The organism is Alkalibacter mobilis, assembly GCF_015594845.1.
In the GTDB taxonomy this organism is placed as follows: domain Bacteria; phylum Bacillota; class Clostridia; order Eubacteriales; family Alkalibacteraceae; genus Alkalibacter; species Alkalibacter mobilis.
In genome coordinates this window covers 1-25,121 of the sequence record NZ_JADNRK010000021.1, presented here as the reverse complement: position 1 = coordinate 25,121, position 25,121 = coordinate 1, and the positions used below count along the sequence as shown (strand labels likewise).

23 protein-coding genes are annotated in these 25,121 nt (G+C 37.8%); 16 read left to right on the top strand and 7 right to left on the bottom strand.

Going from position 1 to position 25,121, the window contains the following annotated elements; translation table 11 throughout:
* Positions 1-92: 92 nt before the first annotated feature.
* The 8 genes from IWB18_RS09720 to mscL all read left to right on the top strand — a co-directional run bounded on the left by IWB18_RS09720 (position 93) and on the right by mscL (position 9,420).
* Entirely contained in the window at positions 93-1,010 is a 918-nt protein-coding gene (locus IWB18_RS09720; protein WP_195683425.1) for a bifunctional enoyl-CoA hydratase/phosphate acetyltransferase, read from the top strand.
* Positions 1,011-1,090: 80 nt separating this feature from the next.
* Positions 1,091-2,899, top strand: a complete 1,809-nt coding sequence (lepA, locus tag IWB18_RS09715; protein ID WP_195683424.1) for a translation elongation factor 4 — start codon at positions 1,091-1,093, stop codon at positions 2,897-2,899.
* An 11-nt stretch (positions 2,900-2,910) separates the two neighbouring features.
* Positions 2,911-4,047, top strand: a complete 1,137-nt coding sequence (hemW, locus tag IWB18_RS09710; RefSeq protein WP_195683423.1) for a radical SAM family heme chaperone HemW — start codon at positions 2,911-2,913, stop codon at positions 4,045-4,047.
* Positions 4,048-4,171: 124 nt separating this feature from the next.
* Positions 4,172-5,239, top strand: a complete 1,068-nt coding sequence (hrcA, locus tag IWB18_RS09705; protein ID WP_195683422.1) for a heat-inducible transcriptional repressor HrcA — start codon at positions 4,172-4,174, stop codon at positions 5,237-5,239.
* A complete protein-coding gene (grpE, locus tag IWB18_RS09700; RefSeq protein ID WP_195683421.1) occupies positions 5,223-5,780 on the top strand; it encodes a nucleotide exchange factor GrpE in 558 nt (185 codons plus the stop codon). Before hrcA ends, grpE begins: the two co-directional genes overlap by 17 nt.
* 20 nt (positions 5,781-5,800) lie before the next feature.
* On the top strand, positions 5,801-7,636 hold the full coding sequence (gene dnaK, locus IWB18_RS09695; RefSeq protein WP_195683420.1) for a molecular chaperone DnaK: 1,836 nt from the start codon (positions 5,801-5,803) through the stop codon (positions 7,634-7,636).
* A gap of 82 nt (positions 7,637-7,718) precedes the next feature.
* The gene (dnaJ, locus tag IWB18_RS09690) at positions 7,719-8,867 is read left to right on the top strand and encodes a molecular chaperone DnaJ (RefSeq protein ID WP_195683437.1); all 1,149 of its coding nucleotides are present in this window, start codon (positions 7,719-7,721) and stop codon (positions 8,865-8,867) included.
* A gap of 112 nt (positions 8,868-8,979) precedes the next feature.
* On the top strand, positions 8,980-9,420 hold the full coding sequence (gene mscL / locus IWB18_RS09685) for a large conductance mechanosensitive channel protein MscL (RefSeq protein WP_195683419.1): 441 nt from the start codon (positions 8,980-8,982) through the stop codon (positions 9,418-9,420).
* A 69-nt stretch (positions 9,421-9,489) separates the two neighbouring features.
* Here mscL and IWB18_RS09680 read toward each other — a convergent pair whose 3' ends face one another.
* Complete coding sequence (locus IWB18_RS09680) at positions 9,490-9,804, bottom strand: thioredoxin family protein (RefSeq protein ID WP_195683418.1); 315 nt, start codon at positions 9,802-9,804, stop codon at positions 9,490-9,492.
* Positions 9,805-10,138: 334 nt separating this feature from the next.
* Here IWB18_RS09680 and nuoE point away from each other — a divergent pair, with 334 nt between their 5' ends.
* From nuoE to nuoF, 3 genes are read left to right on the top strand one after another with little or no spacing between them, the layout of a single operon-like run.
* Complete coding sequence (gene nuoE / locus IWB18_RS09675) at positions 10,139-10,618, top strand: NADH-quinone oxidoreductase subunit NuoE (RefSeq protein WP_195683417.1); 480 nt, start codon at positions 10,139-10,141, stop codon at positions 10,616-10,618.
* 12 nt (positions 10,619-10,630) lie between these two features.
* Positions 10,631-11,029 (top strand): (2Fe-2S) ferredoxin domain-containing protein, encoded by a 399-nt coding sequence (locus tag IWB18_RS09670; protein ID WP_195683416.1) that lies wholly within the window; start codon positions 10,631-10,633, stop codon positions 11,027-11,029.
* 12 nt (positions 11,030-11,041) lie between these two features.
* On the top strand, positions 11,042-12,832 hold the full coding sequence (nuoF, locus tag IWB18_RS09665; protein ID WP_195683415.1) for an NADH-quinone oxidoreductase subunit NuoF: 1,791 nt from the start codon (positions 11,042-11,044) through the stop codon (positions 12,830-12,832).
* 44 nt (positions 12,833-12,876) lie between these two features.
* On the opposite strand, the gene IWB18_RS09660 is transcribed toward nuoF, so the two are convergent.
* Positions 12,877-14,199: a deoxyribodipyrimidine photo-lyase gene (locus IWB18_RS09660; RefSeq protein ID WP_207740804.1), complete on the bottom strand. Its 1,323-nt coding sequence runs from the start codon at positions 14,197-14,199 to the stop codon at positions 12,877-12,879.
* Between the two features lie 26 nt (positions 14,200-14,225).
* Entirely contained in the window at positions 14,226-15,254 is a 1,029-nt protein-coding gene (locus tag IWB18_RS09655) for a 3-deoxy-7-phosphoheptulonate synthase (RefSeq protein ID WP_195683414.1), read from the bottom strand.
* Between the two features lie 159 nt (positions 15,255-15,413).
* Between IWB18_RS09655 and IWB18_RS09650 the strand changes: the two genes are divergently transcribed.
* From IWB18_RS09650 to IWB18_RS09640, 3 genes are read left to right on the top strand one after another with little or no spacing between them, the layout of a single operon-like run.
* Positions 15,414-15,818, top strand: a complete 405-nt coding sequence (locus IWB18_RS09650; protein WP_195683413.1) for a DUF2177 family protein — start codon at positions 15,414-15,416, stop codon at positions 15,816-15,818.
* Positions 15,819-15,829: 11 nt separating this feature from the next.
* A complete protein-coding gene (locus IWB18_RS09645; RefSeq protein ID WP_195683412.1) occupies positions 15,830-17,623 on the top strand; it encodes a DAK2 domain-containing protein in 1,794 nt (597 codons plus the stop codon).
* 3 nt (positions 17,624-17,626) lie between these two features.
* On the top strand, positions 17,627-18,406 hold the full coding sequence (locus IWB18_RS09640; RefSeq protein WP_207740803.1) for a DUF1295 domain-containing protein: 780 nt from the start codon (positions 17,627-17,629) through the stop codon (positions 18,404-18,406).
* A 1-nt stretch (position 18,407) separates the two neighbouring features.
* On the opposite strand, the gene trmB is transcribed toward IWB18_RS09640, so the two are convergent.
* The 4 genes from trmB to IWB18_RS09620 are packed head-to-tail and all read right to left on the bottom strand — an operon-like array spanning position 18,408 to position 22,805.
* Positions 18,408-19,046 carry a tRNA (guanosine(46)-N7)-methyltransferase TrmB gene (trmB, locus tag IWB18_RS09635; protein ID WP_195683411.1) on the bottom strand — a complete coding sequence of 213 codons (639 nt, stop codon included), beginning with the start codon at positions 19,044-19,046 and terminating at the stop codon, positions 18,408-18,410.
* A 49-nt stretch (positions 19,047-19,095) separates the two neighbouring features.
* A complete protein-coding gene (gene nspC, locus IWB18_RS09630; protein WP_195683410.1) occupies positions 19,096-20,235 on the bottom strand; it encodes a carboxynorspermidine decarboxylase in 1,140 nt (379 codons plus the stop codon).
* 9 nt (positions 20,236-20,244) lie between these two features.
* Positions 20,245-21,444: a saccharopine dehydrogenase family protein gene (locus IWB18_RS09625; RefSeq protein WP_195683409.1), complete on the bottom strand. Its 1,200-nt coding sequence runs from the start codon at positions 21,442-21,444 to the stop codon at positions 20,245-20,247.
* 26 nt (positions 21,445-21,470) lie between these two features.
* Complete coding sequence (locus tag IWB18_RS09620) at positions 21,471-22,805, bottom strand: citrate/2-methylcitrate synthase (RefSeq protein ID WP_225877825.1); 1,335 nt, start codon at positions 22,803-22,805, stop codon at positions 21,471-21,473.
* Positions 22,806-23,017: 212 nt separating this feature from the next.
* Here IWB18_RS09620 and IWB18_RS09615 point away from each other — a divergent pair, with 212 nt between their 5' ends.
* Entirely contained in the window at positions 23,018-24,412 is a 1,395-nt protein-coding gene (locus IWB18_RS09615) for an MFS transporter (protein WP_195683407.1), read from the top strand.
* A 4-nt stretch (positions 24,413-24,416) separates the two neighbouring features.
* On the top strand, positions 24,417-25,004 hold the full coding sequence (sfsA, locus tag IWB18_RS09610) for a DNA/RNA nuclease SfsA (RefSeq protein ID WP_195683406.1): 588 nt from the start codon (positions 24,417-24,419) through the stop codon (positions 25,002-25,004).
* Positions 25,005-25,121 lie beyond the last annotated feature (117 nt).

The following is a 25,121-nucleotide window of genomic DNA, read 5'->3' as shown; positions in this document are numbered from 1 at the left end:
AATCAAAAACATAATATTTTATGCGTTTTAATGTGATACAAAAAAACTACAATGGGTATAAAATTCAGTAATATTGAAGGAGGGACGATGTTATGATCAAATCATTTGATGACATATTTTATAATCTCAAAAAAATCGAGCCTATGAAATTGGTTGTTGCTGCAGGAGAAGATCAAGATGTTCTAGAATCATTGCTGGCGGCGAGAGATAAAAAAATAATACATCCGATAGTAACGGGAAATAAGGCGAAAATTAGTGAGATTGCTGATAAGGCCGGTTTAGATCTTACAGGTGTGGAAATAGTGGAAACTAAAGACGACGAGGAATCAGTTTCGAAGGCTTTATCAATGATAAAGAGTGGAGAGGCTGAATTGCTGATGAAAGGTCACATCGATACCTCAAAAATATTAAGGGGAGTCCTGGATAAAAAGTACGACCTCAAAAAGGAAAATGTGCTCAGTCATGTGGCATTATTTGAGATCCGCGATTTCCCAAGGTTATTGATCATTAGCGACGTGGCCATGAATATAGCACCGGATCTCAATCAGAAACATCAGATAATCAATAATGCGGTAAAATTTGCACATGCATTGGGTTATGACAAACCTAATGTGGCAATAGTGTGCGCAGTTGAAAAAGTCAATGACAAGATGCCTGCAACTGTTGATGCAAAAGAGTTGGTGGACAGAAATAAAAAAGGGCTCATTAAAGGATGCAATATAAGCGGCCCATTTGCCCTCGACAATGCCTTGTCCGATCACTCGGCCAAGGTCAAGAACATTAAAGATCCCAATGCAGGAAAAAGCGATATCTTAATAATGCCAGATATAGAAGCCGGAAATATTTTGTTTAAAGCTTTGACTTACCTGTCACCTTCAAGGCTTGCAGGGATCATTATGGGAGCAAAAATACCCATCGTGCTCACTTCAAGATCAGATTCCGCAGAGACCAAACTAAATTCCATAGCCCTGGGAGTTTATCTGGCTCAAACGGGTAAAGACACCTTATGAACAAATAAAACAAATAATTGTTAGATAGAGTTGGTTTTGATATAATATAACAATTAGAGTTTACATTTGGAGGAATATTGATGTCGAGAACTAAACAGGAAAAAACGAGAAATTTCAGTATAATAGCACATATAGATCATGGCAAGTCCACTCTGGCGGACAGGCTGATACAAAAGACGGGTCTGCTCACCGACAGAGAAATGTCCAATCAGGTTTTGGACAATATGGATCTTGAAAAAGAAAGAGGGATAACCATCAAGCTTCAAGCTATCAGGCTTATATACAAGGCTGATGATGGAGAAGAATACTTTCTTAATTTGATAGACACACCAGGACATGTGGACTTTACTTATGAAGTCTCCCGGAGCCTGGCGGCATGTGAAGGCGCCATATTGGTTGTGGATGCAGTACAAGGTATCGAAGCCCAGACTATGGCAAATGTTTATCTTGCCTTGGAAAATAATTTGGAAATAATTCCTGTAATAAATAAGATTGATTTGCCGGGTGCGGATCCGGAAATGGTGAAAAATGAAATAGAAGACATCATAGGAATAGAAGCTCATGACGCGCCCATGATATCGGCTAAAGAAGGCATAAATATCGAAGACGTGTTAAAGGTCATAGTTGAAAAGATCCATCCCCCTGAAAACAAGGACGATCAACCGCTCAAGGCTCTAATTTTCGATTCGTATTATGATTCTTACAGAGGAGTTATCGCATCTGTTAGAGTCAAAGAAGGAAAAATTAAAAAAGGTACCAAAATCAAGATGATGAACACCGGAAAAATCTTCGAAGTCGATGAAGTAGGTGTTTTTGTAAAAACTTTGCTTCCCGTTGATGAACTTGTCAGCGGTGATGTAGGTTACGTGACGGCCAGTATAAAAAATGTCAAGGATACCCGCGTGGGAGACACTATAACTGATGCTTTAAATCCTGCTTTAGAGGCACTCCCGGGATATAAAAAAGTAACGCCCATGGTTTACAGCGGAATATACCCTGCAGACGGAGCCAAATATGAGGATTTAAAAGAATCTTTGGAAAAATTACAGCTTAACGATGCATCTCTAATGTTTGAACCGGATACGTCCATTGCTTTGGGATTCGGTTTTCGATGCGGATTTCTTGGACTTCTTCATATGGAAATTATCCAGGAGAGATTGGAGCGCGAGTATAATATCGATTTGGTCACCACCGCACCCAGCGTAATTTACAAAGTGAAAAAAACCAATGGAGAAGAAATCTGGGTCGATAATCCCACAAATCTTCCACCGGCAGTCGAAATAGATTATATGGAAGAACCCATAGTAAATGCATCTATCATGGTTCCTTCAGAATACGTAGGTGCGATCATGGATCTTTGTCAAGAACGCAGGGGCGAGTACAAAACAATGAATTATATAGAAGAAACAAGGGTGGTTTTGGAATATGAGCTCCCGTTGAACGAGATTATTTATGACTTTTTTGATGCTTTGAAGTCAAGGACAAAAGGATATGCTTCATTTGACTACGAGGTAAAAGAATATCAGAGAAGTGATTTAGTAAAACTGGATATTCTATTAAACGGAGAAGTGGTGGATGCGTTGTCTTTCATAGTCCACAGAAGCAAGGTCTACAATAGAGGAAGAATGATCTGTGAAAAATTAAAGGAGTCCATTCCGAGACAAATGTTTGAAATTCCGATACAAGCAGCTATTGGAGGCAAGATCATTGCTCGCGAAACTATTCGGGCAATGCGAAAAGATGTACTTGCCAAATGTTATGGTGGAGATATTTCAAGAAAGAGAAAACTTCTGGAAAAACAAAAGGAAGGCAAGAAAAGAATGCGACAAGTCGGAAGCATAGAAGTCCCACAGGAAGCTTTCATGTCGGTTTTAAAACTCGATTCTTGATTGGTGATGCAATGAAAAAAACAAGTGTGTACATCCATATACCGTTTTGCAGACAGAAATGCCATTATTGTGATTTTTTGTCATTTGCAGGTGCACAAGCCAGAGCAGAAGAGTATACTTCTGCTCTTTTAAATGAAATGGAAGCTAAGTCTGATTTCATGAAGGAAAAGGAAATTGAGACTGTTTACTTTGGTGGCGGTACTCCCAGCTCTATTGATGAAAAATTTATAGAGAAAATTCTGACTAAACTTCGCAAGGCTCAAAGTGTGTCTAAAAATGCCGAAATCACCATAGAGTTGAACCCGGGAACCATCACTGAAGACAAAATAGCGTTATATATGGAAGTTGGAATTAATAGATTCAGTATCGGTCTTCAAAGTAGCGTAGACAGTGAGCTGGAGAAAATTGGCAGGATTCATAATTATGAAGATTTTTTGGATGGCTTTAACTTGTTGCGAAAAATGGGAGCAAAAAATATCAGCGTTGACTTGATGACGGGTTTGCCTGGACAAAGTCTAGAGTCATTTAACGAAGGATTGGAAAAAGTGTTTAAATTGGATCCTGAACATTTGTCATGCTATGGATTGATACTGGAGGAAGGTACGTTGCTCTGGAAAAGACATATAAATAAAGAGTTTGAAATCGATGACGAACTTGAGAGAGATATGTACAAGCTGTTGGTATCGAAATCCAGAGAACGTGGGTACGAGCATTATGAGATATCAAATTTTGCAAAACCTGGTTTCAGGTCTGCTCATAACACAGTTTATTGGAATTTGGATGAATATATAGGTTTGGGTCTTGGTGCTCATTCATTTGCGGATAATTTAAGGTTCAGCAACACGGCTGATTTTGAAGAATATGTAAATAGTTCTAATAATAATAAAGATGTGACCATCAATAAAATATTGGTTGACAGAAAAAGTCTTATGGAAGAGTTCATGTTTTTAGGTCTTAGAAAGATAGAAGGAATAAGTTTTCAAGATTTTAAAACAAAATTTGGAAACGACATCCACGACTTTTATGGCAAAGCGATCGAAAAGCTTTTAAAGCAGAAGTTGTTGTTAGAAAGTGGCGAAGGGATTAAGCTTTCGGTTAAAGGTTTGGACTTTGCAAATATCGTATTCAGAGAGTTCATTGGAGAATAGATTTTTAGAACCTTATTATTTGCTTAAGAGTTCGTAGAAGCTATTGACAAAAGCTTTTTAAGATGTTATTTTATTATTAGATTAGCACTCAAACAGCAAGAGTGCTAACAATGGAGATGAAATTATGGATGATAAACGGGATAGGAAACTTAAAATTCTGCATTCAATTATAAAGGATTATATTGAAACTGCAGAGCCGATAGGTTCAAGAACAATTGCCAAAAAATATAATCTGGGTATAAGCGCTGCAACGATCAGAAATGAAATGTCTGATTTGGAAGAAATGGGGTTTTTAATACAACCGCACACTTCAGCGGGAAGGATCCCTTCCCAAAAGGCATATCGTCTGTATGTCGATGAACTCATGAAACTCAGCAATCTAAATAAGAACGTAGAAAAGGAAATCAGGCAGAGTTATACTCAATATGTCGAAGAAGTGGACAAGGCACTGAAGCATACCGCCAGGGTCATAGCCCAGCTGACAAGTTACACCTCTATAGTGTCTTTACCGCAAATGGAAAGCCTGAATTGTAAACACGTACAATTGGTGCCTATCGTAGATGAGAGGGTCTTGATGGTCGTTGTTACAAAAGAGAACATTATTAACAATTATGAGATCAAGCTGACAAGAAAAATAAGCGACAAAGAGATAAACAAATTAAACAATATACTTAATCACGTCATAAAGGGAGCAATGTTCAAAAATATAGGAAGCGAATTGACTGGAAAGATCAATGACCTGACTGTAAGGGAAAATGAACTTCTGCAGGAAGTGATATCCATATTCAAAGACATTTTGATCAACCGAAGAGAAAATCTTGTATACTCAAACGGCGTGACTAATATTTTGAATTATCCTGAATTCTATGACATAGTAAAAGCGAAAGGTTTTTTGGACATAATAGAAGAAAAAAACAAGTTGGCGGAAATATTGAGTGATGTCAGTAAAAATGCCCTCAATATCGTCATAGGAACCGAAAATGAGATAAATGAGTTCAAAGATTGCAGTCTGATAACTGCCACTTACAGATTAAATGGGGAAGACATAGGAAGCATCGGAGTTATAGGACCAACGAGAATGAATTACGACTATGTTGTTTCTGTTATGAACTTTTTAAGTTCTGAACTTAATAAACAATTGAATGATTACAGGTTGGAAGAAAACAAAAAGGGTGATGATATTGAGCAGTAGGAAAAAAGAAGAAAAGCAAAAACAGGAAGATTTGATGAATGAGACCGACGAATCCGTAAAGGAGGAAAATTTGTCTGAAGACACTCAAAAGAATGTATCGGAAGAAAGCGACAAGGAAAAAGATCTCAAAAATCAGTTGATGAGACTTCAAGCCGACTTTGAAAACTACAAGAAAAGAACTGTAAAAGAAAAAGAAGATATCTATAAATTTGCTTTGGAAGATTTTTCGTCCAAAATGTTACCAGTTTTGGACAATTTGGAAAGAGCGGTAAAATCCCTTGATGACTCAAATATTCAGGACGATTATGCCAACGGAGTCAGGATGGTTTTGGCTAGATTGCTCGAAGTTTTAAGCAATGAAGGTCTCAAGGAAATCGATTGTGAGGGTGAAAGTTTCGATCCGAAATTTCATCATGGTGTAACTGTCGAAGATTCCGATGAATTTGAAGATGATGAAATAATGGAAGTATTCCAAAAGGGATATTCCTTTAAAGAAAAAGTGATAAGACCTGCCATGGTCAAGATTTGCAAGAAAAACTGAAAAATTAGGAGGATATAAATATGGGAAAAGAAAAAATAATAGGAATCGACTTGGGGACAACAAATTCATGTGTAGCTGTACTTGAAGGTGGGGAGCCGGTTGTTATCCCTAATGCAGAAGGTAATAGAACGACTCCGTCAGTTGTAGCTTTCACTAAAGATGGCGAACGATTGGTAGGACAAGTTGCAAAGAGACAAGCTGTAACAAATCCTGATAGAACTGTTTCATCGATCAAAAGAGAAATGGGTACAAATCATAAAGTGACAATCGACGGAACTGATTACACACCACAACAAATTTCAGCGATGGTTCTACAAAAACTGAAATCAGATGCGGAAGCTTATTTGGGTGAGACAGTTACAAAAGCTGTAATTACCGTTCCAGCTTATTTTAGTGACAGCCAAAGACAGGCTACTAAAGATGCGGGCAAAATAGCCGGGCTGGAAGTTTTGAGAATCATAAACGAGCCTACTGCAGCTTCTCTGGCATATGGCCTTGACAAAGGCGAAAGCCAAAAGATCATGGTGTATGATCTAGGTGGAGGAACTTTTGACGTCTCGATCCTTGAACTTGGCGATGGAGTTTTTGAAGTATTGGCCACCAATGGAGACAATCACTTGGGTGGAGATGATTTTGACCAAAAGATAATTGATTACTTGGCTGACGAATTCAAAAGAGAAAATGGAGTGGATCTTAGAAATGACAAGATAGCTCTCCAAAGACTGAAAGAAGCGGCTGAAAAGGCTAAAATCGAGTTGTCTGGAGTAATGAGCTCAAATATAAACTTGCCGTTTATTACTGCGACTCAAGAGGGACCGAAGCACTTGGATATAACACTTACCAGATCAAAATTTGACGAATTGACTTCTGATTTGGTCGAAAGAACGGTTGGACCGGTCAAGAATGCTCTTAAGGATGCCGGACTTGAAGCAAATAAAATAGATAAAGTAATTTTGGTCGGTGGCTCTACAAGAACGCCTGCAGTCCAGGAAGCTGTCAAGAAAATTACAGGTAAAGATGCATATAAGGGAATCAATCCTGACGAGTGCGTTGCAATCGGTGCAGCGATCCAGGGCGGAGTATTGGCAGGAGAAGTAAAAGATGTACTTCTTTTGGATGTAACTCCTTTGTCACTGGGAATTGAAACAATGGGTGGAGTATTTACCAAGCTGATTGAAAGAAATACGACCATACCTACAAAGAAAAGCCAGATTTTCTCAACTGCAGCTGATAATCAGACGGCAGTAGACATACACGTACTTCAAGGTGAACGTGAAATGGCTGCTTACAACAAAACTCTTGGTAGATTCCAATTAGCAGGAATAGCCCCAGCACCAAGGGGAATACCTCAAATAGAGGTAACTTTTGATATCGATGCAAATGGGATCGTAAATGTTTCCGCTAAGGATATGGGAACAGGAAAATCACAGAATGTCGTTATACAGTCTTCAACCAACATGAGTGATGACGAAATTGAAAAAGCAGTAAAAGAAGCTGAGAAATTTGCAGAAGAAGACAAAAAGAAAAAAGAAGAAGTAGAAGTTAAAAACACTGCCGATTCCACTATATATCAAATAGAAAAATCTCTTAAAGATCTTGGAGACAAAGTTACTGGTGAAGAGAAACAAAAGGTAGAAGATGCAGTCAAAGATCTGAAGGAAAAAATGGAAGGAACAGATGTGGAGTCAATTAAAAAATCTACTGAGGCACTTAACGAAGCATTCCACCCTATAGCTCAAAAATTATACGAACAAAGTTCTCAGGAACCAGGTTCGGAACAAGGGCAACAAACAGAAGAAAATGACGACGTGGTTGATGCTGATTACGAAGTAGTGGATGACGAAGACAGTAAATAATCTCAACTCAGCAACCAATGCGATTTGCCTTGGTTGCTGGTTTATGATATTATAAAGCCTTGAATCATTAGCAAGGGGAGAAATTATGAGTAAAAGAGACTATTATGAAGTTCTGGGTGTAGAAAAGAACGCTTCAGAAGATGAGATAAAAAAAGCATACAGAAAATTGGCTATGAAATATCATCCAGACAGAAATCCGGATGATAAAGTTGCTGAAGACAATTTTAAAGAAGTGAATGAAGCCTACGAGGTCTTGGGCGATAAATCAAAAAGATCACAATATGATCAGTTTGGTCATGCAGGCATGGGGAGCGGAGCAGGTGGATTTGGAGGCTTCGGTGGTAGTGGATTCGAAGATATTTTTGGAGATATTTTTGATATGTTTGGTGGTGGTTTTTCAGGTGGCGGACGTTCAAGAAGACCGCAAAAGGGCCAAGACATAAGGATCAAAGTTGATTTGAGCTTCGAGGAGGCCGTGTTCGGCGTAGAGAAAGAAATCAAAATCAATAGAAATGAAGATTGTGAGACATGCAATGGTCTGGGAGCAGAAAGCGAGTCTGATGTAAAAACTTGTTCCAATTGCGGAGGCTCAGGTCAAGTCAAAGTAAATCAACGAACGCCTTTCGGGATGATGCAGACGGTCAAAGCGTGTGATGTTTGCCACGGTCAAGGGAAAATAATAGATAAACCTTGCAAAACATGTAATGGCAAGGGACAAGTTAGAAAAGAACGCAAGATCAAAATAAATATTCCAGCAGGAGTGGACAATGAATCTGTTTTACCTCTCAGAGGCGAGGGGGAACCTGGAGTGCTTGGCGGTCCAAAGGGAGACGTATACGTATATTTCAGTGTTAAACCTCACGAATTTTTCGAAAGAGAAGGAAACGACATATTTTGTGAGATACCAATAACATTCGTGCAAGCAGCTCTTGGAGATGAAATATTGATACCTTCACTTGATGAATCCAAAAAGAAAGTTGCACAGATCAAATTTGCAATACCTGAAGGCACACAATCTCACCAAACATTCCGAATGAAAGGCAGAGGTGTGGTCAATCCCATGGGATACGGCAAAGGTGATCAGTACGTAAAAGTAAAAGTGGAGATTCCTAAAAAGCTGAACGATGATCAGAAGGAATTGTTGAGAAAGTTTGCCGAAACATCCGGACAGCATGAAATTCATGAACAGGGAAAAAGTTTTTGGGACAAGGTAAAAGGGTATTTCAATTGATTATGACAAATTTCGCTGTCTGATTATATAATCAGACAGTTTTTTATTTTAAAAATTAAAAAAAAGGATATAATACTAGTATAAGAATCTATAATACGAGGAGAGTGATTTCATGCTAAAAGAATTCAAGGCTTTTGCATTGAAAGGGAACATGATCGACTTGGCGGTTGGCATCATAATTGGTGGCGCATTTGGGAAAATCGTAACATCTCTGGTAAATGACATTATAATGCCTCTGGTAGGTATGTTAGTCGGCAATATGGATTTCACCAATTTGTTTGTCGTTCTGAGTGAAGGTAATTTTGCAACATTGGAGGAGGCTCAGGCTGCTGGAGCCTTGACGTTGAATTATGGATTGTTCATAAATAATATCGTAGATTTTTTGATTATTGCATTTTCCATATTCCTAGTGATCAAAAAGTTGAACAGCTTGAAGAAAAAAGAAGAAGAAGCAACACCGCCGGCAAATACAAAAACATGCCCGTATTGTTTTGAGGAAATTAATAAAGATGCAACAAGATGCCCACGCTGCACCTCTGAATTGAGCATTTAGATTATTCAAGATTCCTTGCCAGAGCAAGTAACTTAACTGCGCAGGGGATCTTTTGATTTTTGTATATGATTATTGGCAGGCCATGGTCAATACTTTATCTAATTTCAGCCAATCTATAAACCGAGACATTCTCAGAATTTCCCGTCCTTCAAAAAATACAAGGATCGTCGGCACAGTGAAAACCACAAATTCTCCTGAAAGATTGGGCATATCATCCAATTTGGACATTACAAATTCAACATTGGAATGTTCTCTTTCAAAATTGGTCATTTGAGCAAGGATCGAATCACAGACATTGCAACCCGAAGATGAGATCATTAATAAAACCAATGGGTGACTTTGAATATGCGATTTTAAACTTGAAATATCTTTAAATGTTTTCATAATTTCTCCTAGATTTTATTTCTAATTATATCAGAAAAGAACAGTCGGGTTTAAATAAAAAAGTTTAGTAGCAAAATACTTGCGCTAATATTCTCACTATTGTAAAATTAGGTTTGGGTATGATCCAATTTACTATTGGATTTGCTATTTTAAGATAACGGTTTCAAAATAAGTGTTTTAGCGTTATAATAGGTTGTATAGGCAAATGGGAGTGCTATATTGTATACGGTTGCATTGATCCTTATCACAGTATAAGTCGTATCTCATAAGTGTATCTGTGCCTGACGTCAAATTGCATGAACACATAATTATTTTTACTACAAGGAGGATTTGTATGGAAAACAATCAGCTTACAAAAGAGATGTACGATGAGCTTGAACGATTCATCGAGGCAATACCAGATAAAGAGAATGCCATTATAGCAGTATTGCACAAAGCTCAAGAAATATGCGGATACTTGCCGAGAGAGGTTCAGGAGTTTATCGCAGATAAATTGAATGTTCCAGCAAATAAAGTGTATGGAGTTGTAACCTTTTATTCTTACTTTACCACCGTACCAAAAGGTAAATACGCGATCAATGTTTGTCTCGGGACAGCTTGCTTCGTTAGAGGAGCCGATAAGATCGTAAATGAGTTGGAGAAAAAACTTGATTTGAAGATTGGTGAAACTACACCTGACGGAAAGTTTTCTTTGGACGGATTAAGATGTGTTGGAGCCTGCGGTTTAGCTCCGGTAGTCATGATAAATGGAAAAGTATACGGCAAAATAAAGCCAAAAGAAGTCAACAAAATCTTGGCGGAATACAACGATTAGGAGGAAATACAAATGAGCAAGATCAAGTCTTTGGATGAATTGATGAAAATCAGAGAAGAAGCTGAGAAGTCCTTTAATCTTAGATCAACATCTGAAAGTGAAGATAGAGTACAAATCAGGGTAGGAATGGCTACTTGCGGTATCGCATCAGGTGCCAGAGAGACTATGAATGCCATAGTTGATGAACTTGAGAAGGAAAATATTACAAATGTCAGTGTTACTCAGACCGGTTGTATGGGCTTTTGTGAAGAGGAACCAATAGTCGAGGTTCTTTTTCCCGATAAACCGTCGGTAGTATATAGTTTGGTAGACGAAGAAAGAGGAAGAGAAATTATTCAAAAACATATTAAACAAGGCATATTATTGGAAAATGCCATTATGAACAAATCATTTAATACGGCGAGAGAATAGGGGGATATCTTGATGAGTTATAAAATGCATTTGTTGGTTTGTGGAGGTACAGGTTGCCACGCTTCCGACAGCGACATATTATTGGAAACATTAAGAGAAGAGATAAAGGCAAACGGGTTGGAAAATGATGTTCAGGCATTGGTAACAGGATGTTTTGGCTTTTGTGAAAAAGGTCCTATAGTAAAGGTATATCCAGATAATGTCTTTTATATTGAAGTCAAACCTGAAGATGCCAAGGAAATAGTGGCTGAACACTTGGTGAAAGGTAGACGGATCGAAAGACTTCTATACGAAGAACCGACTTTGGAAGTGAAACTGGCTGAGCATAAAGAAATGCCATTTTACAAAAAACAATTGAGGATCGCTTTGAGAAACTGCGGTTTCATTGATCCTGAAAATATTAATGAGTATTTTGCAAATGACGGTTATCAAGCGCTGGGTAAAGCTGTTACTCAAATGACACCAAGAGATGTTATAGATTCAGTCAAAGAATCGGGACTTCGCGGAAGAGGTGGTGGAGGTTTCCCCACTGGTATGAAGTGGGACTTCGCAACTAAATACGATGCAGATCAAAAATATGTTGTGTGCAATGCTGATGAAGGTGATCCGGGAGCATTTATGGATAGATCGATTCTGGAAGGAGATCCGCATTCTGTTCTGGAAGCCATGGCGATTGCAGGTTATGCGATAGGCGCAAGTCACGGCTATATTTACATTAGAGCGGAATATCCTTTGGCAATAGAAAGATTGAAAATCGCAATTGCCCAGGCAAAGGAAACTGGGATGCTGGGTGAGGATATATTTGGAAGTGGATTTAATTTTGATATCGAGTTAAAACTGGGTGCGGGTGCGTTTGTATGCGGTGAGGAGACAGCTCTAATTCACTCTATCGAAGGGAAAAGAGGAGAACCTACCACTAAGCCTCCATTCCCTGCGGAAAGTGGCGTTTGGGGAAAACCTACAATAGTTAACAATGTTGAAACACTTGCAAACATCCCTGTAATAATCAATAGAGGATCTGACTGGTTTGCAAAAATCGGTACGGAAAAATCCAAAGGGACAAAGGTTTTTGCGTTAGCTGGGAAAATAAATAATGTCGGTCTGGTAGAAGTTCCTATGGGAATAACACTTAGAGAAATTATTTATGAAATTGGTGGTGGAATTAAAAACGGTAAGAAATTTAAAGCTGTTCAAACCGGTGGACCGTCCGGTGGATGTATCAGCGATCAATTTCTAGATACTCCAATAGATTATGATTCATTGATTCAGATTGGATCCATGATGGGTTCAGGTGGAATGATAGTATTGGATGAAGATGATTGCATGGTAAATATTGCGAAATTTTATTTGGAATTTACTGTCGAAGAGTCATGCGGAAAATGTACTCCTTGCAGGGTCGGAAATAAAAGACTTTTGGAAATCCTAGAAAAAATCACGGAAGGAAAAGGAACCCCCGAAGATTTGAAAATGCTTGAAGAACTCGGATCGGCAATTAAAGATACATCACTTTGCGGTTTAGGTCAAACTGCCCCAAATCCGGTTTTATCGACTTTAAAGTACTTCAGGCATGAGTACGAGGCACATGTCAATGAAAAGAAATGTCCTTCGGGTGTGTGTCAAAATCTTTTGAGCTATGAAATAATCCCTGATAAATGTGTCGGTTGTACTGCTTGCGCAAGAGTTTGTCCAGTAAACTGTATTGAAGGGGCGCCCAAAAAAGTACATGTCATAGACCAAAGTAAATGTATCAAGTGCGGAGCTTGTTATGAAGCCTGTAAATTTGATGCTATCAAAAAAGGTTGATTTTACTCAAATAAAAATGAACGACTGAAAGGTCGTTCGTTTTTTTATATGTATTCGGATATATATTTTTCTACATCGAATTTTCTTTTGCAACCGTTGTAATTCATATAGCGGATCTTACCAAACACAGGTCTTTCTTTCCAAGCTCTGTCGTGGACACCGCCGATGGACCAGGCAATGCCCGCATACCCATTGGGATCTCTCCCATCTAAAGAATAGGTGTCATTTAAATGAATTGCAATTTTCATGGCCTCTGAAGGAGAAGGAGTCCATTCAAGTATTTTTTTGGCCCAGTACATTCGCATGTATCCATGCATATAACCAGTATTTATTAATTGTTTTTGTGCTGCGTTCCATAATGGATCGTGGGTGAGACCATTTTCGAAAGCTGGAAAGTCATATATGAAATCTCTTTCATCGCTTAAATGATCATTTAGGGTTTTTTTTGCCCAGGGAGGAAACGATTCTACAGAATCATAGTTTACATCGTAGAAACAGAAATTATCCGCAAGCTCTCTTCTAATGATCAATTCTTCTAAAAACCCCTTATCCGGATTTTTGCTTCTAATAACTTCCAAAGCGATTCTTTGGCTGGATATCTGTCCGAAATGAAGGTGCTTGGACAATTCGGATACTACATGTGAATTAGGATCATTTTTTTTGTCGTAATTATCCATTTTACTGAAGATAAATTTTTCCAAAAGATTCCTTGCCTGTTTCGAACCTGAAAAACTCACCTTACTAAATTTGTCAAAATGATATGTTTTAAAACTTTCCGGAATTTTTATTGAATTATTAAGTCGATGATGTTTGATTTTAGGAAAATCAGTAAGATAAAATTCAAGATTTTTATTAATCTTTGGTCTTATTGTATAAGCACCATATTCTTTTTTATTAGAGGCCAGAAAACAGGGAACTATGTTTCTCGAATCTACTTCAACATGTCGGATATCTATTTTATCGTTGATTAGTTCTTTCCAGTATCTATTGATCCTAAGAGGAGAAAAGTCACTGACCAAAAGAGATGTATTTGAGGCCTTTAAATATTCGGGTACAATTTCCGAAGGGGATCCAACTAATACGTGCATTGGAATATTCAACTTTTCCGAAGATATTTTGCATTCAAGAAGACCGGTAGTCATAAAGTCAAAATGATTTCGGGTGGCAGAAGGATAATTTTCATCCAAACAAAATAATATGGTCAAAGATTTTTTCGTGGTTTCAGCTTGATTTTGGGCATAGATTAGAGCCCAATTATCCTCGATCCGCTGGTCGCGGCTCATCCAATATGTTACATTATTGCCCTGTGAAATAGTTTTATTATTTATTATGCGATATCTGTTTTCCATATTATCAGCCCTTTTCATTAATAAAATAAAGGGCAGAGCGCCCTTTATACATTTTCTGCTATATGATATAGAAGTTTTTCGGTATCTTTCCATCCAAGACACGGATCAGTTATGGATTTTCCGTATGTGTTTTCCGTAAGATCCTGGCTGCCTTCTTCAAGATAACTTTCTATCATTAAACCCTTCACCATTTTTTTGATCAATGGATCGTACTTTCTGCTCCATAAAATTTCCTTAGAAATCCGCGGTTGTTCCTTAAATCGTTTCATAGAATTTGAATGATTGGTATCGATGATTATTGCCTTGTTTGCAAATTCGGTCTTATCATATAACTCTGAAAAGAATTTCAAGTCTTCATAATGATAATTAGGAATGTTTTTTCCGTACAGATCCACAGCGCCTCTAAGTATGGCATGTGTAAAAGGGTTGCCAAAGGTTTGAGCATCAAATCCTCTATATATAAAACGATGTTCCTGCTGAGCTGCATTTATGGCATTTAGCATTACAGACAAGTCACCGCCGGTAGGATTTTTCATACCCACAGGTATATCAACACCACTTGAAGTTAGCCTGTGTTGCTGATTTTCTACGGATCTGGCACCAATTGCTATGTAACCCAGTATATCGTCCAAATAAGAGTAATTATCCGGATATAGCATTTCATCAGCTGCAGGCATATGAAAAGCCTCCAAAGCTCGAATATGCATTTTTCTCATTGCTTTGATTCCTTCAGACATGTCCGGTTCTTTATTGGGGTCGGGCTGATGCAGCATTCCTTTGTAACCTCCACCTGTGGTTCTCGGTTTATTGGTATAGATCCTGGGAATAATAAGGATCTGTTCCGATACGGATTCCTGTAATTTTGCCAATTTTTCAATGTAGTCAAAAACCGAATTCTCATTGTCAGCAGAGCACGGACCAACTATTATTAAAAATCGATCGTCATTTCCTTCAAATATCGATTTTATCTCAGAAATTTTAAGCTCTCTGGATTTTTGAGCCGTTGAAGAAACAGGTAGAATATCTCGGATTTCTTCTTTCGAAGGAAGCCTTTTTATCAATTTCATATTCATAAACATTTTCCTCTCTGCAAGCCATTTTTCAGTTGCTGTATTTTTATACATTTTATATAAAACTTAATATAAATTCAACTAATTTTTTTGAACAGGTTGGCAACGTTGAATTTAATGGCGGCTTTTGGGTAAATATCTTTAAGAAAGGAGGAGATTGAAATGCAAACTTTAAAGATGTACGTTGTAACCACGATAGTATTTTTTGCAATTGATTTGTTGTGGCTCGGTTTGATAGCAAAGAATATATACCAAAAATATCTTGGGTATTTGATGAAACAAAATGTAAACTGGGTTGCGGCTGTTATTTTTTACTTGATATTTGTGGGTGGGATTGTATTTTTTGTCGTAAATCCGGCGGTGGAAAAAAAGAGCTTCTTATACGCATTGACAGTTGGAGGATTTTTTGGATTTATTGCTTATGCAACCTATGATTTGACAAATCTTGCAACTGTTAAGGATTGGCCGGTTTTTATAACCATTGTGGACCTGCTTTGGGGTACATTTTTAAGTGGATCTACTTCTGCGATAACATATTTGATATACACATCATTTCTTAACAGGTAGGGGGATGAGCTATGAGGTTTAGTAAATTATCAGGAGAAAATATTTACCATTTATTTGTATCAGGCGCAAATGAAGTAATATCCCAAAAGCAAAACTTAAATGATATAAATGTTTTTCCAGTTCCAGATGGAGATACCGGCAATAATTTAGCAAGCACTATGGTAACGATCATTGAAGAGGCTAAAATAGAAAAATCTGCTTCAGATACTTTCAAGTCTATAGCTGATGCTGCATTAGTGGGCGCAAGAGGAAATTCGGGAATAATATTCGCCCAGTATCTGAATGGTATATCAAAAAATTTAACCAATGAAGACGAACTAACTATCGGATCCTTTACAGAGTCAGCAAAAAAAGCTGTTCCACAAGCTTACAGCGCGATCTCAAATCCTGTAGAAGGAACCATGATCACTGTAATAAGAGAATGGGCAGACCACATGTACAGCATTAGAGAAAGTGCAGGTGATTTTAGTGAGCTTCTTTCCATTTCATTGGAAACTGCTATTAAATCGCTGCAAGAAACTACAGAAAAACTAAAAGTATTGAAAGATGCTGCTGTTGTGGATTCAGGTGCAAAAGGGTTTGTTCACTTTGTTGAAGGGTTCGTGAAATTCCTTAAAACTGGAATCGTTGAAAAATTAATGCTTCAAGATGAACATCCCTTGCTATTGGGAGAACATCCGAGTAGTATTCATGAAAATTTTAATTTCAGATATTGCACTGAAGGATTGATTTTGAAAAATAATATCGATCAAGATATTGAGGAAATCAAAAATGAGTTAAAACAAATGGGAGATTCATTGATAGTGGCTGGAAATGATACAAAAATTAGGATTCACATACATACAAACGATCCCAGCAAAGTATTCATGTCATTGAGAAATTACGGCAAGATACTTCAACAAAAAGCGGATGACATGAAAAATCAATATGATGCCATTTACAATAGGAAGTACTCAGTTGCGCTGGTTACAGATTCCATAGCCGATATCCCAAGAGACGTGATGGATAAATATCAAATTAGCATGATACCATTGAATCTCATGATTGAAGACAGTGCGTACCTGGATAAAATGACCATTACCAGTGAAACCTTCTACAAACTATTGGATGAAATCGATGAGTATCCAACTTCATCTCAACCTAATTTAAAGGTTGTTGAAAATATTTTAGGGAATTTGATTCAGAACTATGATTCGGCAATAGTCATCACTGTTGCAAAACCACTTAGTGGAACTTACCAAACTATCTTAAATGCAGCAAAAAAGTTTAATGAAAACGAAAAGCGGATACATGTGATCGATTCAAAACAAAATTCAGGAGCACAGGGTCTACTGGTTCTTAAAGCGGCAGAATTGATAGATAGTGGATTAAGTGTTGCAAAAGTTGTAGAGAGCATTGAATCCCATATAAAAAAGACCAAAATATTTGTCAGCGTGACAACTCTAAAATATATGGTGAGATCTGGAAGAGTAAATAAAGTGACTGGTTTGGCAGCCCGGGCACTAAATTTAAAACCTGTTATTTCGTTGGATGATTCCGGAATGGGAACAATATTGGACAAAGCTTTCAGTTTGAAGGGAAATACGTCTAAAATTGAAAAAAGGGTTAAGGAATTTAAAGGTAAGAATGGCAATCTCAGATTTGCAGTCATCCATGCCGGGGCGGAGGAAAGAGCTGATGAGTATAGAAAAAGATTTTCTAAACTTTTAGGATCCGAACCTGAGTATGTGATGAACATATCACCTATAGTTGCCATGAGCGCAGGAATCGGATGCGTCGCTGTGGCCATTATGGCAGATGAGTGAGGGATGGTAATGAATTTGTATCTGGAAGCAGGATTTGTAGTTTTAGCATATTTTGGAGTGGTTTTTATTTTGGCTCAAATTAGGAGAAACAATTCCATTGTTGACATTGCGTGGGGACCTGGTTTTGTATTTCTGGCCATTTATTCTCTTTTAAGGGGGGATATTTATACTCAGCGGGCAATGTTGACCACATTTTTTGTGGCTGCGTGGGGGCTAAGATTGTTTTTTTACATTTCCATCAGAAACTGGGGAAAACCTGAAGATTATAGATATGTTGATATGAGAAAAAAATGGGGCGAGAGCAATTATTATTTGAAAGCGTACTTTAACGTATTTTTTGTTCAAGGATTATTGCAATATATCATTGCTTTGCCAATCATAACTGTAAATTTGATGGTACCGGGTAAAATAGGTTTTCTATCATACATTGGAGCGCTAATTTGGATAATAGGGTTTTATTTTGAGGCTGTTGGCGATTATCAGTTAAGGCAGTTTGTCAAAGATGCGAATAACAAGGGGAGGGTTATGAAGTACGGTCTATGGAAGTATACCAGGCATCCTAATTATTTTGGAGAAGCGACTATGTGGTGGGGAATATTTTTAGTTGCTGTAGTATCTGTACGTGATATGTGGTTGATAGTAAGCCCCGCGACCATTACTTATTTGTTATTGTTTGTATCGGGAGTTCCATTGCTTGAAAAAAAATATATGAAAAGAGAAGAATTTAGAGAGTATGCCAAAGTGACAAACAAATTCTTCCCTTGGATTCCCAAAAAAATGTAAATCAAGTTTGGTTTTCGAATAATCCGTAGCGTATTTTTATTCCCTGGCCGTGAAATTTTTCTTCATATTCAGTAGTGATATTATCCGGGATCATTTCTTTGTAAAGATCGTGGATGACTTTAATATCCACAAACCCTTCGGCCTTTAAATAATCCAAGCTGTCAAGAAAAAGTCCCTGATCGTCGGTTTTAAGTTGGAGGGTACCCTTGTTCGTTAAAAATTTCCTGTATTTCTGCAAAAAAACAGAATGTGTAAGACGCCTTTTCTGATGTCGTGTCTTGGGCCAAGGATTGCAGAAATTAATAAAAATTTTTGTTATTTCATTTGCATCAAAATATTCATCGATGAAATCGGCTTTTGATGGGATGATCCTCAGGTTGTTCAATTCCATGGAATTCGCTTTTCGAAGCATATATACAAGGACTTCATTTTGATAATCTAGAGCAATGTAATTGACATCTGGGTTAGCCAGAGCCAATTCGGTTATAAATTTACCTTTGCCACTGCCAATCTCCAAACAAATTGGATTTGAATTTCCGAATTCATTTTTCCATTTACCCTTAAGGTCCGACGGAGTGAATATCACCTTGTTATCAAGTCTCATTTCAGGTTCGGCCCAGGGTTTTTTTCGTAGTCTCATTTTTTCTCCTTAAATCAGCCGAGACAGTTGTTCTGTTCTCGGCTGTTTTTTATGATAATCTGTTGGCGTAGTCTTCAAAATGAAATTTTCTAATGATTTTTAAACCCTCCGTTTCAGAATGTGTAGCTATGGAAGGAAGGTTGACACCGTTGAACATGTTGTTTTTCACCATGGTATAGTGAGCCATGTCACAAAACACCAGTTTATCTCCGGGTTTTAAGGGTTCTTTGAACGAGTAATCTCCTATTATGTCTCCGGCCAAACACGTATTGCCGCCCAGTCGGTAGGTATGCGGATAGATTCCCGGCAATTCGGATCCAATTATATTCGGTCTATAAGGCATCTCCAATACGTCAGGCATATGGCATGCAGCACTCACGTCAAGAATAGCAATATCCATTCCGTTGTTTACGATATCCAAAACAGAGCCTACCAAATATCCCGTATTTAAAGCGATAGCCTCACCGGGCTCTAAGTATATCTGGAGATCGTATTTATCTTTCATAAAATTTATTGATTTGATCAGTTTCTCAATATCGTAATCATCTCGTGTAATATGGTGGCCACCACCAAAATTAAGCCACTTCATCCCTTTTAAATACTCACCGAATTTTTCATCAATCACTTTTATTGTTCGTTCGAGTGTATCGGAATTTTGTTCGCACATAGTGTGAAAATGCAGACCTTGAATACCTTCAAGCAGATCCGGTCTAAAGTTTTCCAGTGTTACGCCAAGACGTGAATTAGTGTAGCAAGGGTTATAAATCGGAGTCGAAATTTCAGAGTACTGCGGATTTATCCTTATTCCACACTCGATTTTTTTGTTTTTATTGCTTTCAATTTTGGGTTTGTATTTCATCCATTGTGAGAAGGAATTAAAAACAAGATGATCAACATACCCCATAAGTTCTTCAAAATCATCTTCAACAAAAGCTGGTGCATAAGCGTGGACTTCCTTTCCCATCTTTTCAAAGCCAAGTCGCGCCTCAAACAAGGAACTTGCCGTTATTCCTTTAAGATATTCACCAATCAAGGGGAATAAGGAGTGCATGGAAAAGCCCTTGAGTGCCAATAATATTTTACAGCCTGTTTTGTCTTGAACTGATTTTAGAGTTTCAAGATTCTTTTTTATAAGACTCTCATCCACTACATAGCATGGAGTGGGTACCTTATCGAAATCTATTCCCATGAAAACCTCCTAGTCCAACAACACTGGTTCAAATGACTCATGCCAGGGAAGACCGTTTTTATTCAAAGCATCCATAAATGGATCCGGATCGAATTCCTCGACATTGAAAACGCCGGGTTTTTTCCATATTCCTTTTAGCATCAGCATCGCACCTATCATTGCTGGAACACCGGTAGTGTACGAAATCGCTTGAGAACCGACTTCTTTGTAAGCTTCCTGATGATCGCATATATTATAAACATAGTAAGTCTTGGGTTCGCCATTTTTTATTCCTTGGAAGATGCAACCGATATTTGTTTTACCTTTGGTTCTAGGCCCTAATGATGCTGGATCTGGAAGTACTGCTTTCAAGAAATGTAATGGAGCTATTTTCTTGCCTTCAAATTCTATTGGTTCGATCGATGTCATGCCAACATTTTGAAGAACTTTTAAATGTGTCAGGTATTTTTCTGAAAATGTCATCCAAAATCTGATTTGCTTGATTCCGCGAATATTTTTAGAAAGTGATTCCAATTCTTCATGGTACAAAAGGTAAATGTCCTTTTCACCAATAGTTGGAAGATCGTAGGTTTTCTTGATTTCGAGTGGCTTGGTTTCGATCCATTCTCCATCTTTGTAATATCTTCCGTTCGACGTAATTTCTCTAATGTTGATTTCAGGGTTGAAGTTTGTGGCGAATGGATAACCGTGATCACCGGCATTTGCATCAACGATATCAATGTAGTGGATCTCGTCGAAGTAATGTTTTTGAGCATAGGCGCTAAATACACCTGTTACTCCCGGGTCAAATCCGCTTCCCAATAATGCTGTGATTCCAGCTTTTTCAAACTTGTCCTTGTAAGCCCATTGCCATTTGTATTCAAACTTTGGCACATCAGGCGGTTCATAATTTGCAGTATCCAGATAATCCACTCCCGTTTCAAGACAGGCATCCATTATTGTCAAGTCTTGGTAAGGCAGTGCTACGTTTATAACTATATCAGGTTCAAAGCTTCTTATAAGTGTCACCACTTCTTCCGTTTTGTCAGCATCCACTTGAGCCGTAGTTACCTTGGTTTTAGTTTCAGGAAGTCCTGCAACGATGGCGTCGCATTTTGATTTTGTTCTGCTGGCCAAACAGATTTCTTCAAAAACGTCTGAATTTTGGCAGCACTTGTGTACAACGACGTTTGAAACACCGCCTGCTCCTATTATCAATGCTTTTCCCATAGTAAATCCTCCTTCGAATATCTTTTCTATTTTCTATTTTCCAGTTTAACGTAATTACATCTTTTAGATATGCTCTTGTATGCGGGACGGATTATCTTGCCCTTGTTGACCAATTCTTCTATCCTGTGGGCACTCCAACCGGCAATACGAGATATAGCAAATATCGGTGTTAAAAGTTCTTCAGGCAAGTTTAACATTCTATAGATAAAACCTGAATAAAAATCAACATTGGCGCTTACGCCTTTGTATATTTTTCGTTCTTCTTGGATAACTTCCTGTGCCAACATCTCGACATTTTTGTACAATTCAAATTCATTTTCCAAACCTTTATCGATTGCAAGTTGACGGCACTGGGCTTTTAAGATTTCGGCGCGGGGGTCGGATATTGAATAAACGGCATGACCCATTCCATAAATCAGTCCAGTTTTGTCAAAAGCTTCCTTGTCAAGCAAGCTTTTCAAATAAGATTTGATTTGATCATGGTCTGTCCAATCCTTGACATTTGCTTTTAAATCGTCAAACATCTGGACTACTTTGATATTTGCACCCCCATGTCTGGGACCTTTTAATGAACTCAATGCGGCAGCTACTGATGAATATGTGTCAGTTCCTGCTGAACTTACTACATGAGTTGTAAAAGTAGAATTATTTCCACCACCATGCTCGGCGTGTAAGACAAGTGATAAATCCAGTATTTTTGCCTCCAAGGGTGTAAATGAACTGTCAGGCCTTAAAAGGTGCAGAATATTTTCTGCAGTAGAGTAATCCTTTCGAGGGCTGTGTATGATAAGACTCTTGTTTCCATAATAATGGTTGATTGCCTGATAGCTGTAGACAGCCAATAAAGGGAACTGGGCTATCAAACCAAGACTTTGTCTCAAAACATTTTCAATTGAAATGTCATCTGCATTGTCATCATAGCTGTATAGGGCTAAAACGCTTCTGGCAAGCATGTTCATGACATCTTTGCTGGGAGCCTTTAGAATCATATCCCGAACAAATGAACGGGGAAGGCTTCGGAAATCGGACAAAAGATTTTGAAATTCATCCAATTTATCCTTGGAAGGCAGATTTCCAAAAAGCAGCAAATACACTGTTTCTTCGAATCCGTTTCTATTCTCCTCCATAAATCCTTTTGTCAAGTCTGAAACATCTATACCTCTGTAGAAAAGCCTTCCCGGCTCGGGGATCATTTCATTGTCACAAATTATATAGGAGTGCACCTCACCAATTTCGGTTAGTCCCGTAAGAACGCCCTTACCGGTAATATCGCGCAGACCTCTTTTAACTTCGTACTTTGTATACAAGTCAGGGCTTATAAAACTACTTTTTTCTGCCATCTGGCTTAATTCTTTCAACATGTTGCACAACCTCCAGTGTGAAATTCTATAAAAATGAAAATATATTAGCAAAATTTGAATTAAATGCATAATACTCCAATATGATTATTATAAATGAAAGAACTCGTTATAGCAATATTTCAATATAAACACCGTGATAAAAAAATCAAATTGTGCTAAAATAATTTGATAGTTTAAATTAAAAATATGAATAATTAACACACAGGTGAGAAATGATACCTTTTAAAGACAAAATTGGATACGGAACGGGAAATTTCAGTACTGGTGTAATCAATCAGGTGATTGGGACTTACCTGGTTTTTTATTGTACGGCAATACTTGATATACCCGGGTCCATGATAGGAATAGCTATGAGTACGAGTATCATATGGGATGCTTTGACCGACCCGTTGATGGGACACATTTCAGATATTACAAGGTCGAAAAGATTTGGAAGAAGACACCAGTATATTTTGATAGGTGGTGCCGGCATGGCAGCTGCCAATCTCTTATTGTGGAATTTGGACAAGGAAATGGTGCTGCCTCTAAAATTCGGATTGATCGTGCTTCTACTATTGACGATAAAAACATTCAGCACCATCTATGTGACACCGTATACAGCACTTGGAGCGGAGTTGTCTGACGATTATAATGAAAGAACTGAAATACAAGGTGTAAAGACAATATTTTTCTTGTTGGGCTTGGCGTTCGTTTCTGTTTTTGGAATGTATGTGTTTTTTAGACCAACCGGCTTGTTTCCGGCTGGACAATTAAATCCTGACTCATATAGCAAAATGGGTTTCTTTTCATCAGTAATAATTATTTTCTTTTCAGTCATTTGTTTTGGTACTACGAAAAAGTACATACCGGTAATAAACGAAAAAATAGATGAAAAAGCAAGGAAATTGAGTTTTGTTGAACTTTTGAACGAGTTTAAGACTATTTTTATGAATTCAGCATTCAGGGCAGTTTCATTCTCATATATGTTCAACAATATAGCATCAGCTTTGATTGCGAATATGGGACTGCATGTTTTTACGTATACTTTTTTTCTAAATAGTCAACAGATTGCAGCCATTGTAGGGATCCAGTTTGCAGTTTCCATTCTGGCTCAGCCGATTTGGTTTAAAATCAGCCAAAAGTTAGACAAAAGGCCATCAATGATATTGGGAATAGGCATGAGTCTTGTTAGTTGTCTATTTTTTGCTGTATTGACTTTCGCAAAGGATGCCGTAAGCGGCAGCATAATTTTTTTCATCCCTTTTGCATTGCTTGCAGGATTCGGAACATCAGGTCTGTTCACACTGCCTCTTTCCATGATGGCTGATGTGATAGATTTTGACGAAGTCAACTCGGGAAAAAGGGCGGAAGGAAGTTATTACGGATTTCTGACCATGTTTTATAAACTGTCCCAGTCCATAACTTTATTATTGATAGGATGGATTCTGCAAATTATCGGTTTTGATTCTGATTTGGCTTTTCAAACTGACACCACAGCCATAACAATGGGTTTGGTTATTGGCTTTGGTTCAGCTATCAGTTTTATAGCATCAATGGTATCTGTTTTTAAATACTCATTGAACAAGGAAAAAGTTATTGAAATGCAAAATATTTTGAATAGGAAATGATATTATGAAATACAGAAATATACACGAGGGACAATTCGTGGACAGACCGAATAGATTTATTGCGAATGTTGTTGTCGATGACAAAATTGAAACCGTACATGTTAAAAATACTGGTAGATGCAAAGAAATCTTATTGCACGGAGCCAAGGTTTATCTTGACAAGTCTGAAAATCCTAATAGAAAGACAAGGTTTGATTTGATTGGCGTAGAAAAGAGGATTTTAGATAAAGAAGTTCTGATAAACATAGATTCTCAAATCCCAAACAAGGTAGTGGAAGAAGGGATACTAAATAAAAAGATAACGGAATTAACAGACATACATTTCTTGAAGCCTGAGGTTGGAATGGGGAAGTCGCGATTTGATTTTTATTATGAAACCAGAGAGTCAACCGGTTTTATCGAAGTGAAAGGTGTCACTTTGGAAGATAACAAGATAGCTAAATTCCCCGATGCACCTACTGACAGAGGAAGCAAGCATATCAAGGAGCTGACTTCATTACAAAAGGAAGGATACAAAAACTACGTGTTCTTTCTTGTTCAGATGAATTATCCCTGGGAGTTCAGGCCTAATGTTCTTACAGACTGTATATAACCATGGGATAGAGCCAGCTTTTCCATAGAATAGAGCAAGTCTGTTCACGGAATTGAGCCACCTGTTCCATGGTGAGAGCCACCAACTGTATAATAAGATTATGCACCTAAAGGTGTA